This window comes from Psychromonas antarctica (genome assembly GCF_022267535.1).
Classification (GTDB): Bacteria; Pseudomonadota; Gammaproteobacteria; order Enterobacterales; family Psychromonadaceae; genus Psychromonas; species Psychromonas antarctica.
This window is the reverse complement of sequence record NZ_JAHNZV010000020.1, coordinates 1-13,872: the sequence shown is the minus strand read 5'-3', so window position 1 is coordinate 13,872 and position 13,872 is coordinate 1. Positions and strand designations below refer to the sequence as shown.

The following is a 13,872-nucleotide window of genomic DNA, read 5'->3' as shown; positions in this document are numbered from 1 at the left end:
CTCAGGTTATTTTTTGTAAAAAGATTAAAACCACTACCACGCACACTTCATGCGACTGCGAAACTGCGTTTCGGTTCGCATTCATTAACAGAGGCGCTGCGCGCGACACAGAGGAAAAACTAACATACTAAAATATAAGGTAATTATGTTTTCCTCTGTTTTCCTCATTTTACTCTGTGGTGCAATTTTTTGACGTGTTTTTATCTTTTCCCATTTTTACCTGAGTTAAGTGCATAAGCATATTAATATAAATGGCATTATGCATAGAAAGCCTATACAAACAATATATTGCATCTACATTTGAGACTGTTATTAGCACATTATTCTGGATTTGTGAATTTGCATCCTGAGGAAAGAAAAGATCTGTGCAAAAGATCTGAACACTCATGCTTTTTGTCCGCAATTTTGGTGATTTTTGCAACACCTATTCTTGTTTGTTAGCTAGCAGTTATGGCTTACTCTTTAATTTTTTGCTGACAAAATAAAACAACATAATTAACCTGAATTCTGTTATCCCGAATTCAGGTTAATTAGTATCTTGCGAAGCGATGTTGATGTTTTTCTTTCTATTAAATCCCTCATTATTTGCTTCAACCGCGACAAACTGCATTTTTTTGTGGTCTGAACGCACAAATACTCGATCATTTTTGGTTATCATTTGGGATCTTTATTAATATATAATTTCGATTAAAAGTTTGGATTTTTAGGCTTTTGTGAATGGATTCATTTGTTTTCCTTATTTATATCATTGATGGTAATGCATATAGTCAGGTGGTTCGATGGACTTAAAAAATCGGTATTTTACCGTACTAGACTCTTTACCAGAGCATGTGTTTATTTTCTCTGAGTCAGGTCTCTATATCGATGTCTATGGTGGAGAGCACAATGCAACGGGATTCGATTGCAAGCCTTTTATTGGCCGTTCACTTTTTGATGTCGCGCCTCCTGATATGGCGAAGGAATTCCACTCGTACATAGTGGCAGCTCTGGAACTTAATAATACGCAAGTTGTGCACTATAAGTTTGATAAACAGGACATGATTAACTTACCTGCACATGTGCCGTCTCCTCAAGAAATATGGTTTGAGGGGATCATTAAGCCGCTTCCTTTAATAGAAAATGGTGAGCGAACCGTTGTCTGGATGGCAAAAAACATTACCGAGCGGCATCTATTGGAACAACGTTTAAAGATGTTATCTGAGATAGATGAATTGACCGGTATTGCTAATCGTCGCTCATTCACTAATGCACTTTCCCAATCTTTAAAAAGTCACCATTTATGTGGTAGAAAATTTGCATTACTGATGTTAGATATAGACCGATTTAAACGCATCAATGACTCTTTTGGCCATTATTTTGGTGATGAGGCTCTTAAACATGCGGTAAATTCATTGAATTCAGAATTAAGAGTTTCTGACTACTTTGGGCGAGTTGGTGGAGAAGAATTTGCAATTATTCTTAATGATCTCAGTCTAGATGATGCAGTCATCATTGCCGAAAAACTAAGATCTAAGCTAGAAAAAAATAAATTTGAATTAGATAATAACGCCATATATCTCACTGTCAGTATTGGTGTTACTTTCGTCACTGAAATAGATTGTGATGGTGAAAGTATATTAGCGAGGGCAGATGCTGCAATGTATCATTCTAAAAAAACGGGTAGAAATAAAGTCAGCTGCCACTCCGAACTAATTGAAAAAAATAAATTTTCAGAAAAATGGGGAACATTCCAAAGAGAGAGTGATGGCAATGCCGGATCTGCTTAATCAATCATCATTTACGATGAGGAACGATTTTAATGAAGACATTAAGCAGTACAGGTTTTGAACTCCTCCTTCAAAGAGGGCCGTTCCAGAACAATGGTGCGACTCCTTGGTACTGTGAACTAGGTATAGGAACGCCTGCTCAGACACTCAAAATGTGTTTTGATACGGGTAGTAACTTCAATTGGGTGACCTCTAGTTTATGCGCAGAAAATAGTTGTATGCATTACGCCGATGCACAATTCAACCTATCAGCATCTTCAACATTAGAGAGGGTAAGCACCGAATCTCAATCTGTTAGTTTTGGTCCATGGGGAACGATGCAAGTTGAAATAGGCAAAGATAAATTATCACTTTCACAAAGCACACATTGTGATGCACTATTCGTGGATCTGTTTTTAGCCAAAGAGTACTCAGGTTTGCAGTTTGAAGCGTTAGACTGGGATGGAGGAATCGGCCTACCTAGTAGTCAAAATAGCTTAAATAGGCCAGTGCTTAGCGGGACCCCTTTTCGATTACACCAGTCTAATGCAGAGCAAGATACTGAATTCCACTTTTTTCTACAGCTTGTGCAGATGGGATTAGTCAGTGAGAGAAATCCCTACATCACTTTTTTGACCCCATCCGCGGATGATACCTCCCTCGGGCGCATCGGGTTTGGCCGCCTGGATCATTCCTATGCATCTTCACTAGAATATATATTTTTGCCTTGGTCATGTTATCAACAAGAGGCAAGTTACTTGTGGAGTGCTTCAGGCGCGTCAATCCGTGTTGATGGTCAAATTATTAGTGCGGACATGTTTTTTTCACTGGATAGCGGCTCGTCGCAGTTTAAAGGTGATGAATCGGTGTTATCCCAAATATATAATTTAAGCACACGTGGTAACCCACTTATTTCCATTACTTTATTGGATAACGCTGGATTAGAATATGGCGAGCTTGAGATCAGCAGTGACATCTATAAATGCAAAATCGAAGCAGGTGAGAAAAAAGGACAGATTATATCTCAGTTTCAGGGACTCTCTGGTGCAGACAACATGTTATTGGTGGGCTCGGTGCTTATGGACCATCTTTACACCGTCTATGAGTATGACGTGGTGTCCGATAATAAGATCCAACCCAAAGGTGTTTGGATTTTTAACAAGCATGCTGGTCCTCAAATAATCAAGACGAAACAGACTGCCCCCGCATTAATTTTTCGCAACTAAATTAAGGGCTTACAATGAATGATAATTTGACTGGCACTTGGCTTAATACGTTTGGTTCAGAGATGTCTCTTATGGTTAAAGGTTCGACAATATTTGGGACATATGTTTCACAGACAGGATCAAGTGGTGAGTATTTATTAGTAGGGAGTTGCTCCGTTGACAATCCATCGAAAGATTTTGGACAGAGCATTGCGATTGCTATTTACTGGAATAATATTGAAGGCGGAGTAAAAGATGACAGTTGCCATTGGGTTGGCTCAATGTGCGGACAACTGCAGCTAGATGGTCAGATGATATTAACCAATTCTATCGTTGTTTCTGTGCCCTTTGAGAGTTATCAAAAAAGTAATTATATTGATGAATTACTTTTCACTAAGGTGAAAAACGCTCAGCAAGCTCATAGTTTATTCTCCCAAAAAAGCTTATTCGAATTACAGTCAGCGACAAATATTTACCCGATAGTAGGACGCTGGGTAAGTTTATACGACGATATTATATTAACGATTGGTAAAGTGGACGCCAGATCGGGTCTGACTCAAGCGACCTTGGCAAAGCGAGAAAGTGAAGTACAGCTTCTCGGTTTTATAGATGTTAATGCGCAAGTGAATATGGCTCAAGGCATTACGCTAAGCGGATATTGTTCAGTAACGAAAGAAACATGCTCTCTTTCTGGAATGTTAAATTACGGTAGTGATCATTTAACGCTATATTCATGGATGGCTAGACCGACATCGGCGCAAGATAGATTTATGCAAACTAGAATGGACAGCATAATATTACAAAAAAACAATTCCTAATAACACGAGTGTTGAAGTTTCTGGCACCTATATCATTTCGTTTTGTACAATCCCTCATTATTTAACGCCATCCTGACTGGCCTATCTTTTTGTGGCCTGAACGCACAAACAAACGAATTTTTTGGTGCTCACTTAATGTTTTCATTCACATATCGACTCGCTTTAAAAGGGGACTGTTCCATCTTTTCTATTATCAAAAATATCCGAGTCAGGCGTCTCTATTGCGAAAGTGATAACTTCAGGTGCTACAGTGGGCACGGTTGTTATTATTTTTGATATGTTACGTCGAGTAATATTAGACTTGCCAGCAATTACCGCTTACCGTTAACCAAGCGTGTATATTGCATTGTTCATACGATGCAAGGCTTCGATTCAAACAATAAAATATAATATTTCTACTATCGAAGGAGTTAGATAATGAAAATTAAAGCACTTTTTTTAGTTGCTTCATTGGCTATTGTTGCATTATTTAGTTCATTCTCTTTTGCTGCTCCAGTCTGGATTGATGTGCGAACTTTGATGGAAAATAAAAGTGATAATATTGCCGGAGATGTGCGTATATCATATGTGAATATTGTCGAAGAAGTTGCTAAAATTTACCCAGATAAAAATACTGAAATTTATTTATATGATAATACAGGTGGTCGATCAGATCTTGCCATCTCGGACTTAAAAGAGGCGGGTTATAAAAATTTACACAATGCTGGCAGTATTGAAAAAGCTCGTAAACAAAGAGGGCTGACTAAATAAAAATGACTCACTACAAAGCCCTAACATAGAACTCGTCAGCATTCGTCTTTAGCATTTTGTGTTTCGATTTCTACAATCTGTTTATCTATTTCTTGTGCTTCGAAACTTAACTGAGAATAAGCCATTATATCTCCTTTTCTTTGTGCCTGCATTGCTTTCTCAAGTTTAATAGATAGTTGTTTATTGAGGTTTTTTATTGGATCTTTTTTAAATATTGAAAACATAATTTACTCCATTTTAGATATAGCTATACATACGTTTCAATCTTTAGTTCGGTTTACTTTTATCTGATTATTTTTAGGGAAAGTATATTTTTAGAGCGGCCATACATAAAAAAAGGGTTGGGTGTTTTTCCTTTTGCGATAAAATCTGCTCTCTATCATTAAAAGCGACAGACTCATTCATAGCGAAAGGGGAAGTAGATTGAAAAATAGGGACTTATTTGCTGAGCCGGAAGAAACGCCCATTAATGTTATCGATTATGATGGCACGGTGGAATACCATGGTGTGCTGATCCCTTTTGATCAAGCCAATCGTTATTTTGATACTCTGCTCACTAAAATCCAATGGCAAAGTGATCAAGCTAATATTTTTGGAAAACAGATTTTCACTAAACGCAAAGTAGCTTGGTACGGCGATAAGCCCTTTAGTTATACCTATTCAAACAGTAGCAAAGTTGCTTTACCGTGGATTAATGAACTGCTGGAACTCAAAAAAAGGGTAGAAGACAAAACCGGCCATTATTTTAACTCTTGCTTGCTTAACTTGTACCACAATGGTGACGAAGGGATGGCTTGGCATAGTGATGGAGAAAAGGATTTACTAAAAAATGGCGCGATTGGATCCTTAAGTTTGGGGGCTGAACGAAAGTTTTCTTTTAAACATAAACGCTGTCAAGAAACTCTTTCCGTATTCTTACAACACGGTAGTTTATTGGTGATGAAAGGTGAAACCCAAAGTCACTGGTTACACCGACTACCGCCGACTAAGAAGGTCGATTCCCCTCGGATTAATTTAACCTTTAGAACGATTGATGCAGACAATGGATTCTAAAAGTTGAACCTAAAAGAGCGCAACAATATTGCGCTCTTTTAGGTGCTAAACCGAAGCCAATTAGATGCTTTGCGTCGCTTGTTCTAACCAAGTCAAATCTGCACCCGTTAGTAGTGGGGAAATTTTCTCCTTAACTTGCGCATGGTAAAGATTGATCCAGTTCACTTCGTCTTTGGTTAACAAAGCGCCTTCGATAAGACGTAAATCAAAGGGAACGAGCGTTAATGTCTCAAACTGATAGAATTTTTTACCATTATTAACGAGGCCCTTATCTGCGACGTAGACAAGATTTTCACAACGGATCCCATACTCACCTTGCTTGTAATAACCGGGTTCGTTGGATACGACCATTCCCCGTTCTAATGCCACACCATTTGAATTTTTAGCGATACGTTGCGGGCCTTCGTGTACATTAAGAAAACAGCCCACACCGTGTCCTGTTCCATGATCATAATCATAGCCATGCTGCCATAAGAATTGACGTGCAAGCGAATCCAGTTGACTACCGCTCGTCCCCTCTGGGAACTTTATTTGTGCTAATGCGATATGACCTTTTAATACCAGTGTGAACATCTTTTTCTGTTCATCGGATGCCGTTCCGATGGCGACTGTACGGGTGATATCAGTGGTGCCATCCAGATACTGAGCGCCAGAATCAACGAGATATATACTGTCCATTGGCAGCTTTGCAGGCGTGCCATTCAAGTGGTTGTAGTGACACATTGCCGCATTTGCACCTGCTGCAGAAATCGTATCAAAACTTAATTCCACATAGTGTTCATTGCTTGCTCTGAAATCAGTTAATTTATCTGATAAAAAGGCCTCATCATGGAGGTTACCCTGTGCAACTTCATTTTCTAACCAACAAAGAAAACGAACTTCTGATGCGCCATCACGAATGTGCGCTTGCTGCATGCCGGTTAATTCAGTGTTGTTTTTACACGCTTTTGGGGTGGCCACTGGATCGATGCCAGGAATAAGTGTCGCACCAGCAGCTTCTGCCGTTAATTGACAGAATGCGTTCGATGTCTCTGGATCCGCAAGTACTTTTAAACCCTGTTTTCCCAGTGATTGATAAGTTGCCATTGCTGCTGATTCAGCGACTACTGTCACGCCTTCACCAACATGCGCATCAAAACCCGCAGGGATTTTAGCGGGATCAGTAAAGAAGGTCATCGAGCCATCTTTCATTAATATAGCGCTACCTAGAATGACGCAAAAACAGTGAATATCTTTACCACGAATATTCAATAACCATGCAATGGAATCGAGCGCACTGATGATCGCTGCATCAGCACCTTGTTTTGCAATATCAGCTCCAATTTTTTGGCGTTTTTCTAAGCTTGAAAGACCAGTATAACTTTGTGCTAGTAATAATCCCTTATTTTGAGTGGGTTGTGGGCGATCGAGCCAACTGAGGTCTACTGGGTTTTGCGCTACAGCAATAAGATTTATCTGCATCTCCGAAAGCACTTTAATACTACTTTTATACCAATTTAAGTTATGTACCTTGGCATCAAAACCAACATTTGCATGACTAGGAAGTTGCTTACTTAACCAGGCCATATGTGGGGTATCAATAAGATGGTGAAATTCAAATAATGTAGCATTAACCTGCTGTTTAACTTGGATGGTATAACGGCCATCGGTAAAAATAGCAGCGCGATCTTTTAAAATAATAACGGTGCCAGCAGAGCCAGTAAAATCGCTACACCACAGAAGACGTTGATTATGTTCGGGAACATATTCACCCAGATATTCATCGGCGCGGGGGACAATAAAGGCGTCTAAATTTTGGTTTTCCATATATTGGCGAATAGCGGTTAGTTTTTGTTCGATTGTTTGCGTCATTGTTGTGTCCGAATTAGTCTGCCGAGCAAAGAGGCTGAAAATGTAACTTTGCTCTTATTGAATATTTATAAAATATAACATGCCTATGCATTTAACTCAGGTAAAAATAAAAATCATTAAAGACGCTTTACACACTTTATCAGATTGCGAAATTTGGTTTCGCTTTGCTTCATCAACAGCGTTAAAAGAGAAAAGCGTTATTACGTTTATAGACGCAAGTTGAGGACTCCAAAAAGTAATTTAGATAGCCAAAGCAGATTCTTTATGCCTACTTTTAATTATGTAACCTCAACTCGGGATAATGGAAACGTAATTGACATAAATATCAATTAGTTAAAATTTTACAATATACAGTATCGTTAGTTTTGCGTAGTTCAAGGCGAATCATTGTAGTAATAACTGGTTATTGGTAGATGATTTAACGCTGAAATCCGCGTAAATAAAGGTATTGTATCGTTTTGCTTAACCCGTGCTGAGGTTATGTATCTAGTGACTGTCGTCAGCCTCGGGAAATTGCCAAAAACAGCTTAAATTCAGAGTCAAAGACAAGCAGAGGGCGGGCCCGACGACAACGACAGGAAAATCTGTTTAATGTAAAAGTTGAGAGGGTAGGCGTGGTGATAGCTGATGAAAATTTGCTAGGTCCATATGTTGCTATTGACCTAGCGATCTAGAATCTGTTGGAAGTTAAATTAACTTGGGTGTCGTTCTTTTGAATCGACGGAACGTGTTGAATAAACGCACAGAAAAAATTGCGCAACCATGCTGGCACAGGCTTATTTTTTGGGGCGCGGGCTTCAGCCCGCTTACTTTAATTCTTTATTAGGTGGACTAAAGTCCACGCCCCGTATTTTGTGTTTTGGAGCGGAAAGTATTAATTGTCCCATTAATGGAGTGCATATCATTACAAAAATTCGCGTTTTTATAACATGAAATAGCGATTATCCAACTAATTGCAAGGGACTAGCGTCGATTCAAAGGAACTACACCCAATTAACTTTTATAAATATTGTAATCTCTACTTGTCACCTTCTTCGCGATCACCTTTTCAAGGTTAAGTACATTTTCACAAAAGTACTACAAATATCTAAGTTTATTCTGATGCAATAGCGACACGACTTTTTCCTTGGTTTTTTGCTTTATATAATGCTTTATCGGCCTCAGATAACAATATATCGACGCTGGATATGTGCTCCGATAATGCCGACACCCCCATACTGACTGAAAAACTCAGAGCCCCACTCTCTGTAGTTACTCTAAGTTTAGTTATGTCATTACAAAGACGTTCGGCTATGAGTATTGCCTGCTCAAGATCGGTATTAGGTAATACCAGCACAAACTCATCACCTCCCCAACGACCAATAAAGTCACTTTTCCTGAGGCTCATTTTACAAGTAGAGGCAAATAACTGAAGTACTTCGTCACCGCTATGATGACCGTTTTGATCATTGATATATTTAAAATTGTCTATATCTATCAGAACACAGCACAAAGAATTTGAATGTAGTTGGCAATAGGCAAACTCTTTTTGCAGTAATTCATTGAATGCACGACGAGTGAGAAGGTTTGTTAATACATCATAGTTAGCGCGTTGCTCAAGCCGTTCACGTAGCAACTGCTGCTCAGTAATATCCATCACTGTGACCTGAACGGCTTGCTCACCATTCCATAGCACTGTTCTTGATAATAAGCTTAACCATACTGTTGAGCCATCAGCACGTATTCCTTTGATTTCGGTTTTAATTACCCGCTTCTCTCCAACAAGTAACGCATGATTGTCTTGATGCGCTTGATGGTGATATTCTGAAGAGATTAACGGGAGAATTGAGTTACTATCCATCAAGGCTTGTTCATCCTCAAACCCAAACATCTGCGCATATGCCAGATTACAAAACAACGGATTAAAATTTTCATGGACAAGAATACCTTGAATTGAGCCATCGACCAACACACGGTAACGCTCTTCACTTAGTTTCAGGTTACGTTGCATTTCAAATTGATAACTTAAATCAACGATTATTACCTGCATTGCTTGCTGCCCCTGCCAATCAACAATGCTATCAATCGCTAATACGGCTAATTCATTACCCTCTTTATTAACATTTTTGAATGTACGAATACCTGGTTTTTGCTTTCCTGACATAATCTCATTGTACAAAAGTATCGCATCTCGATGCTCATGCGGTGCTATTAGTTGCAATAAGCTAGTAAGAGATAGGATATCTTCAGCGCTCTGATAACCAAAGAATCTGGCATAGTTGTCATCAGCATAGAGCGGCTTAAAGTCCTGGTGGATTACCACCGCATAATGAGATTCAATAAGTAATTGTTCAGAATGGCTAGACACGTATTACCTTCTCCATAATGGGCATTAGATCAGATACATTAACGCATGCTAACCCTATCTGCTTTGATTTTTTCAGAAATTGCAACCAACATCACCAACCAGATACACGGTAAAAACCATCTCAAAAAGATATTAACTCTTTGATATTCAACACAAGGAGTTAATTATTCCAACCGTTCTTTGCCAGATTCATCATTACAACGTGGCACCACAGAATTTGCAGTAGCGGGCATCGCTATCGTGACCTTCAGCACTGCACTCTGGACAGGCTTGGGTGGAAACCTTACGACCGAATGCGCGCGTCATTTCCACGGTAACAATACCAGTCGGCACGGCGATGATCGCATAGCCGGTAATCATCACCATCGACGCAACCGTCTGCCCGAGCACGGTTTGAGGCGAAATATCGCCATATCCGACCGTAGTCAGAGTAACAATTGCCCAGTAGATGCTGCGCGGAATGCTAGTAAAGCCATTGTCCCCTCCCTCGATGACATACATCAGTGAGCCGAATATAACCACCAGAGTCATTACCGTGTAGATAAAGACGGTAATCTTGCGGCTACTCGCTCGCAGCGCCTTCATAAGCAGTCGCGACTCGCCAAGGTATGGCGCTAGCTTCAGGATACGAAAGATGCGGAGTATTCGTAAAATTCGGATGATCAACAGATACTGGCTTCCCGGCAAGAATAGACTAACGTAAGTCGGGATAATCGCCAGCAAATCGACTATTCCATAAAAACTAATGGCGTATTTGAGCGGCTTGCCGACGCACACCAGTCGAAGAAGATATTCGACAGTGAAGATAATCGTAAATAGCCACTCTATCCCATAGAGCAAGCTGCCGAAATGTGACCGCACAGCAAGGATACTGTCGAGCATCACCGCTATAACACTCACCAAAATGCTGCCGATGAGTAATATATCGAATCCTTTTCCTAATGGGGTATCGGCTTCGAAAATCACCTCATGTAGAACTGTTCGCCAATGGGCCTTCATAGGCGCCGTCTCAGAGATAACATCTTCCCGCTTTTTCATAAGCTAACTCCTGTCGCTATTAGGTGAAATAAGGGGATCGACCTAATTGAAAAAATTCTTGCATTTTTAACGCTAAAACAACAGTGCCAGGAGTAAAGCATTGAAGTGCAGCAACGTGGCCATTTATTGTAGATTTTCATAGAATATTTTATGCCTCATTAGCAGAGCCTGACGCTGTAAATGGTCACAGCCGTTATGCGTTCAAGTGCTTTGCTGAACGAAGGCGCTCTGCGGCAGAAAAAACAAACCCGCTTTTCAACTAATCTCTCAGCATGCTCAATATTGAGCGCTTGAACTTGGAGTCTACTATGGAAACAAACGCACAAAGTCATTTTAATACACTCTATGCGCGCCACCTCAAATTATTGAAATTACGAGGACTAAGTGACAGTACTCTTGCCAGTTATTCGCTAGTAAATATTATGAAGAATTGATTTCTAAATATTTCAGCTAAAAACCTCAGCCGGTCTCAACTTCTAATCCACAAATCTCAGTTGGCTAGGTCAATATGACGACCTAGCTAACCTCCATCAGGTAACACCACCCCAGAATTAGCGCTCTGAATATGAAGTGTCATGTCAGTCTATGATCTACGGATTGAATCTTATGGCGCGCGCGGCGGTTGATCTGTTTTTAATCGTATTTCTACTTATTAAATAACTTCCTGTTACATCCGTCGACTTGTCGCTGATTAAAGGGAGGAGGGGGGATATTGACTAACGGTTTTGAATTAGAGCGACTTTAAATTGGGTGTGTTTCTAGAACCGCGAGCGACTAATTGTGTATTGGATATATGAAGATTTTCATTACCTCCCAAGCATTAGACCTCCACCATCAGCAAGGCTATATTCTTTCTCTTTTGCTTGTTTGATTTCTGTATTGTTCAAAGGTTTGGTCATTCTAGCCATAGTAACACCATTGATAGTTACATTTTATTAATGTAACTATCAATGTAGCTAAAAGTTCTCGATATTACAAACCCTTATAAAACCTAGTTGGAAGCTAAGCCCAGTGTTTATGGGGCTTTAGAAAACAAAAAAGACGCTAAAAAGCGTCTTTAATGTTTAAAGTGGTGGCCCTCCCTGACTTGAACCGTTGGTTTAATGTGTTGTATTTAAACGCATAATTTTTTATATTTGATTACCCTGGTATATTTGTTGGTACATAAAGAAAAGTCACTGGCTTTTTACCTCAAATACGCATTAAATTTTCTGATTTTATTTTCGATGATTTGTATCATGGTGTTATCTTGGCTTGAGTTGATTCTGTGGTTCTTTAATGTAGGAAATATTTAAAAGTAATAGAAAATCTAGCCAAAAAAATAGAATAATTAAAACAAGATTACCCTGTGAGTGATTATTGCTTTTCTTGTATTTTTTGATCTCTACGTTTTTTTTGTTCTTTGGTCATTGGTTTATCGAAAATTTCAGCATCCTGTAGTTTTATCGTATACCCATGTAGTAGTTGCAATTGATCATTATATTTTTTCTCTAGCTCTTCAAAAGAGCGTTGTACTTCCGCTAATGTCCTTTCAACTGCTCTTAATTCTTTTGCTTCTTGCGTACGCCTGTCCGTATGCGATTTTTGATTCCGCAGCTCTTTCTGTCTTTCTCTTTCTATTTTTGCGTCTCTTTTGGCTTCTTCTTCAAAATCAAAGCCACGATTAATTAATAATTCAACCGTTTTATTGAGGGGCATTTTCTGTTTTTTGGCTAACTTTTCTAGTTTATTGATTGCCGAAATATTGAGGTTGTAACTGCGTTCTATTTTATTATCACTAAGCGCATTTTTTCTTCTTCTCCAAGCACCCATCATTAATCTTCTTAACTCTTTCGTCTCGAGCGAGTTAGGGGCGTGGGATAGTGCTGTAAGGACGAGATTATAAGATGTTGCATTAGGTTCAATAGCGAGATGAATTTTCGTAGGGTTATTATTAATTTTCAGTAAATAGTTTAATGCCCATTTACATTGCGCACTATTGTTTTTATCTATCCAATCAGTTTTTGACATGACTAATTCCTCACTCAAGATTCAATTATTTAATTTGATTTGTATCCGGTATTCAACTATTTGAAAATTAGTAAAATGATTACATTGCAATAATTAGTCAGCAATGTCAACGAAACTGCACGCACTTTTCAATGTCGTTACTTAGTATTGTTACTTAGTATTGTTACTTTGTACTGTTACTTTGTATCGTTACTTTGTATCGTTACTTTGTGCCGTTACTTAGTAATTCCTTTTTGATAAAAACCCCCTGTCTGTTCTAGCCTTGTGGTGGTATAATCGCTTTATCTTTCATTATTGGTATGGGTTTATGAACTTAAATATAGTGCTTAGTTACTTCCCAGGATTAAATGCAGAAGGTAAATTCTTTCTTGTTTATTTATTAATTACGCATGATAAAAACAGAGAAATAGTTTGGAATTATAAATGCCTTTCGGAGCAGCATGGCGTCTCTGACCATGTTGTCAGAGCTGCCTTAAAGTACCTTACTTACAATAACTATTTAACTGAATGCCCGCGCCCAAAACGCTCAGAGAAATCCTCAAAATGGTTTATGTTCTCAGAGAAATTTCACTCTGATTTTTTAAATAAAATTAGTCGTAGTGATTGTATGCATAGCGATTTAATTCAAGATTTACTTTCCTGTAAGGATAAAAATAAATACAAGGGCTTGAGGGTATCGAATCGATTATTATTAATTACGTTATTAGCGCATTCAGAACAGTTGGGTATAGTGAAAGGGTTAAGCCATAACCAGCTAAAAAAATTAACGGGAATGACTGATGATAGACTTAAATCCCAATTGGCAAAATTATCCCAATTAGGATACATAAACTACGTTGTGCCTGGTATTTCAAGTTCTCACTTGTTTGGGGTATGCAAAGGCTACTATTCATTAAATTTAAGTTTGCACGAGTACAGTAATGTTTCTCCTAAATGCAGGTTAATTGTCATTTCAACTTTAATAGTTACTACTAATAAAAATTACTATGACAGCAATGTAAAATGGATTGCAGAGTTTGTTGTTGATAATTTACGAGTGGCTTACGATGTTAATT

12 protein-coding genes and 1 pseudogene are annotated in these 13,872 nt (G+C 38.8%); 6 read left to right on the top strand and 7 right to left on the bottom strand.

From position 1 onward, the window contains the following. Window positions 1–526 precede the first annotated feature (526 nt). Window positions 527–658 carry a hypothetical protein gene (locus KSO91_RS17620; protein ID WP_275113933.1) on the bottom strand — a complete coding sequence of 44 codons (132 nt, stop codon included), beginning with the start codon at window positions 656–658 and terminating at the stop codon, window positions 527–529. Window positions 659–779: 121 nt separating this feature from the next. Between KSO91_RS17620 and KSO91_RS07310 the strand changes: the two genes are divergently transcribed. The 4 genes from KSO91_RS07310 (at window position 780) to KSO91_RS07295 (ending at window position 4,518) form a co-directional block, all read left to right on the top strand. After that, entirely contained in the window at window positions 780–1,766 is a 987-nt protein-coding gene (locus KSO91_RS07310) for a sensor domain-containing diguanylate cyclase (RefSeq protein WP_238742304.1), read from the top strand. Window positions 1,767–1,798: 32 nt separating this feature from the next. Next, a complete protein-coding gene (locus KSO91_RS07305) occupies window positions 1,799–2,971 on the top strand; it encodes a pepsin-like aspartic protease (RefSeq protein WP_238742303.1) in 1,173 nt (390 codons plus the stop codon). A gap of 14 nt (window positions 2,972–2,985) precedes the next feature. Beyond that, a complete protein-coding gene (locus tag KSO91_RS07300; protein ID WP_238742302.1) occupies window positions 2,986–3,768 on the top strand; it encodes an avidin/streptavidin family protein in 783 nt (260 codons plus the stop codon). A 417-nt stretch (window positions 3,769–4,185) separates the two neighbouring features. After that, a complete protein-coding gene (locus KSO91_RS07295) occupies window positions 4,186–4,518 on the top strand; it encodes a rhodanese-like domain-containing protein (RefSeq protein WP_238742301.1) in 333 nt (110 codons plus the stop codon). A gap of 35 nt (window positions 4,519–4,553) precedes the next feature. Here KSO91_RS07295 and KSO91_RS07290 read toward each other — a convergent pair whose 3' ends face one another. Continuing rightward, window positions 4,554–4,742 carry a DUF6435 family protein gene (locus KSO91_RS07290; protein WP_238742300.1) on the bottom strand — a complete coding sequence of 63 codons (189 nt, stop codon included), beginning with the start codon at window positions 4,740–4,742 and terminating at the stop codon, window positions 4,554–4,556. Between the two features lie 199 nt (window positions 4,743–4,941). On the opposite strand from KSO91_RS07290, the gene KSO91_RS07285 reads away from it, so the two are divergent. After that, complete coding sequence (locus KSO91_RS07285; protein WP_238742299.1) at window positions 4,942–5,571, top strand: alpha-ketoglutarate-dependent dioxygenase AlkB family protein; 630 nt, start codon at window positions 4,942–4,944, stop codon at window positions 5,569–5,571. 60 nt (window positions 5,572–5,631) lie between these two features. Here KSO91_RS07285 and KSO91_RS07280 read toward each other — a convergent pair whose 3' ends face one another. From KSO91_RS07280 to KSO91_RS07260, 5 genes and pseudogenes are all read right to left on the bottom strand, one after another. Further along, window positions 5,632–7,422 carry an aminopeptidase P family protein gene (locus tag KSO91_RS07280; protein WP_238742298.1) on the bottom strand — a complete coding sequence of 597 codons (1,791 nt, stop codon included), beginning with the start codon at window positions 7,420–7,422 and terminating at the stop codon, window positions 5,632–5,634. A 1,093-nt stretch (window positions 7,423–8,515) separates the two neighbouring features. Next, a complete protein-coding gene (locus KSO91_RS17760) occupies window positions 8,516–9,769 on the bottom strand; it encodes a sensor domain-containing diguanylate cyclase (RefSeq protein WP_238742297.1) in 1,254 nt (417 codons plus the stop codon). A gap of 195 nt (window positions 9,770–9,964) precedes the next feature. After that, window positions 9,965–10,807, bottom strand: a complete 843-nt coding sequence (locus KSO91_RS07270; RefSeq protein WP_238742296.1) for an ion transporter — start codon at window positions 10,805–10,807, stop codon at window positions 9,965–9,967. A gap of 815 nt (window positions 10,808–11,622) precedes the next feature. Continuing rightward, window positions 11,623–11,715 (bottom strand): annotated as a pseudogene (locus tag KSO91_RS07265) (integrase arm-type DNA-binding domain-containing protein); the annotation flags it as partial. A gap of 448 nt (window positions 11,716–12,163) precedes the next feature. Further along, a complete protein-coding gene (locus tag KSO91_RS07260) occupies window positions 12,164–12,817 on the bottom strand; it encodes a hypothetical protein (RefSeq protein ID WP_238742295.1) in 654 nt (217 codons plus the stop codon). 307 nt (window positions 12,818–13,124) lie between these two features. On the opposite strand from KSO91_RS07260, the gene KSO91_RS07255 reads away from it, so the two are divergent. Next, window positions 13,125–13,872: hypothetical protein (locus tag KSO91_RS07255; RefSeq protein ID WP_238742294.1), on the top strand; the 748-nt coding region annotated here is incomplete at its 3' end.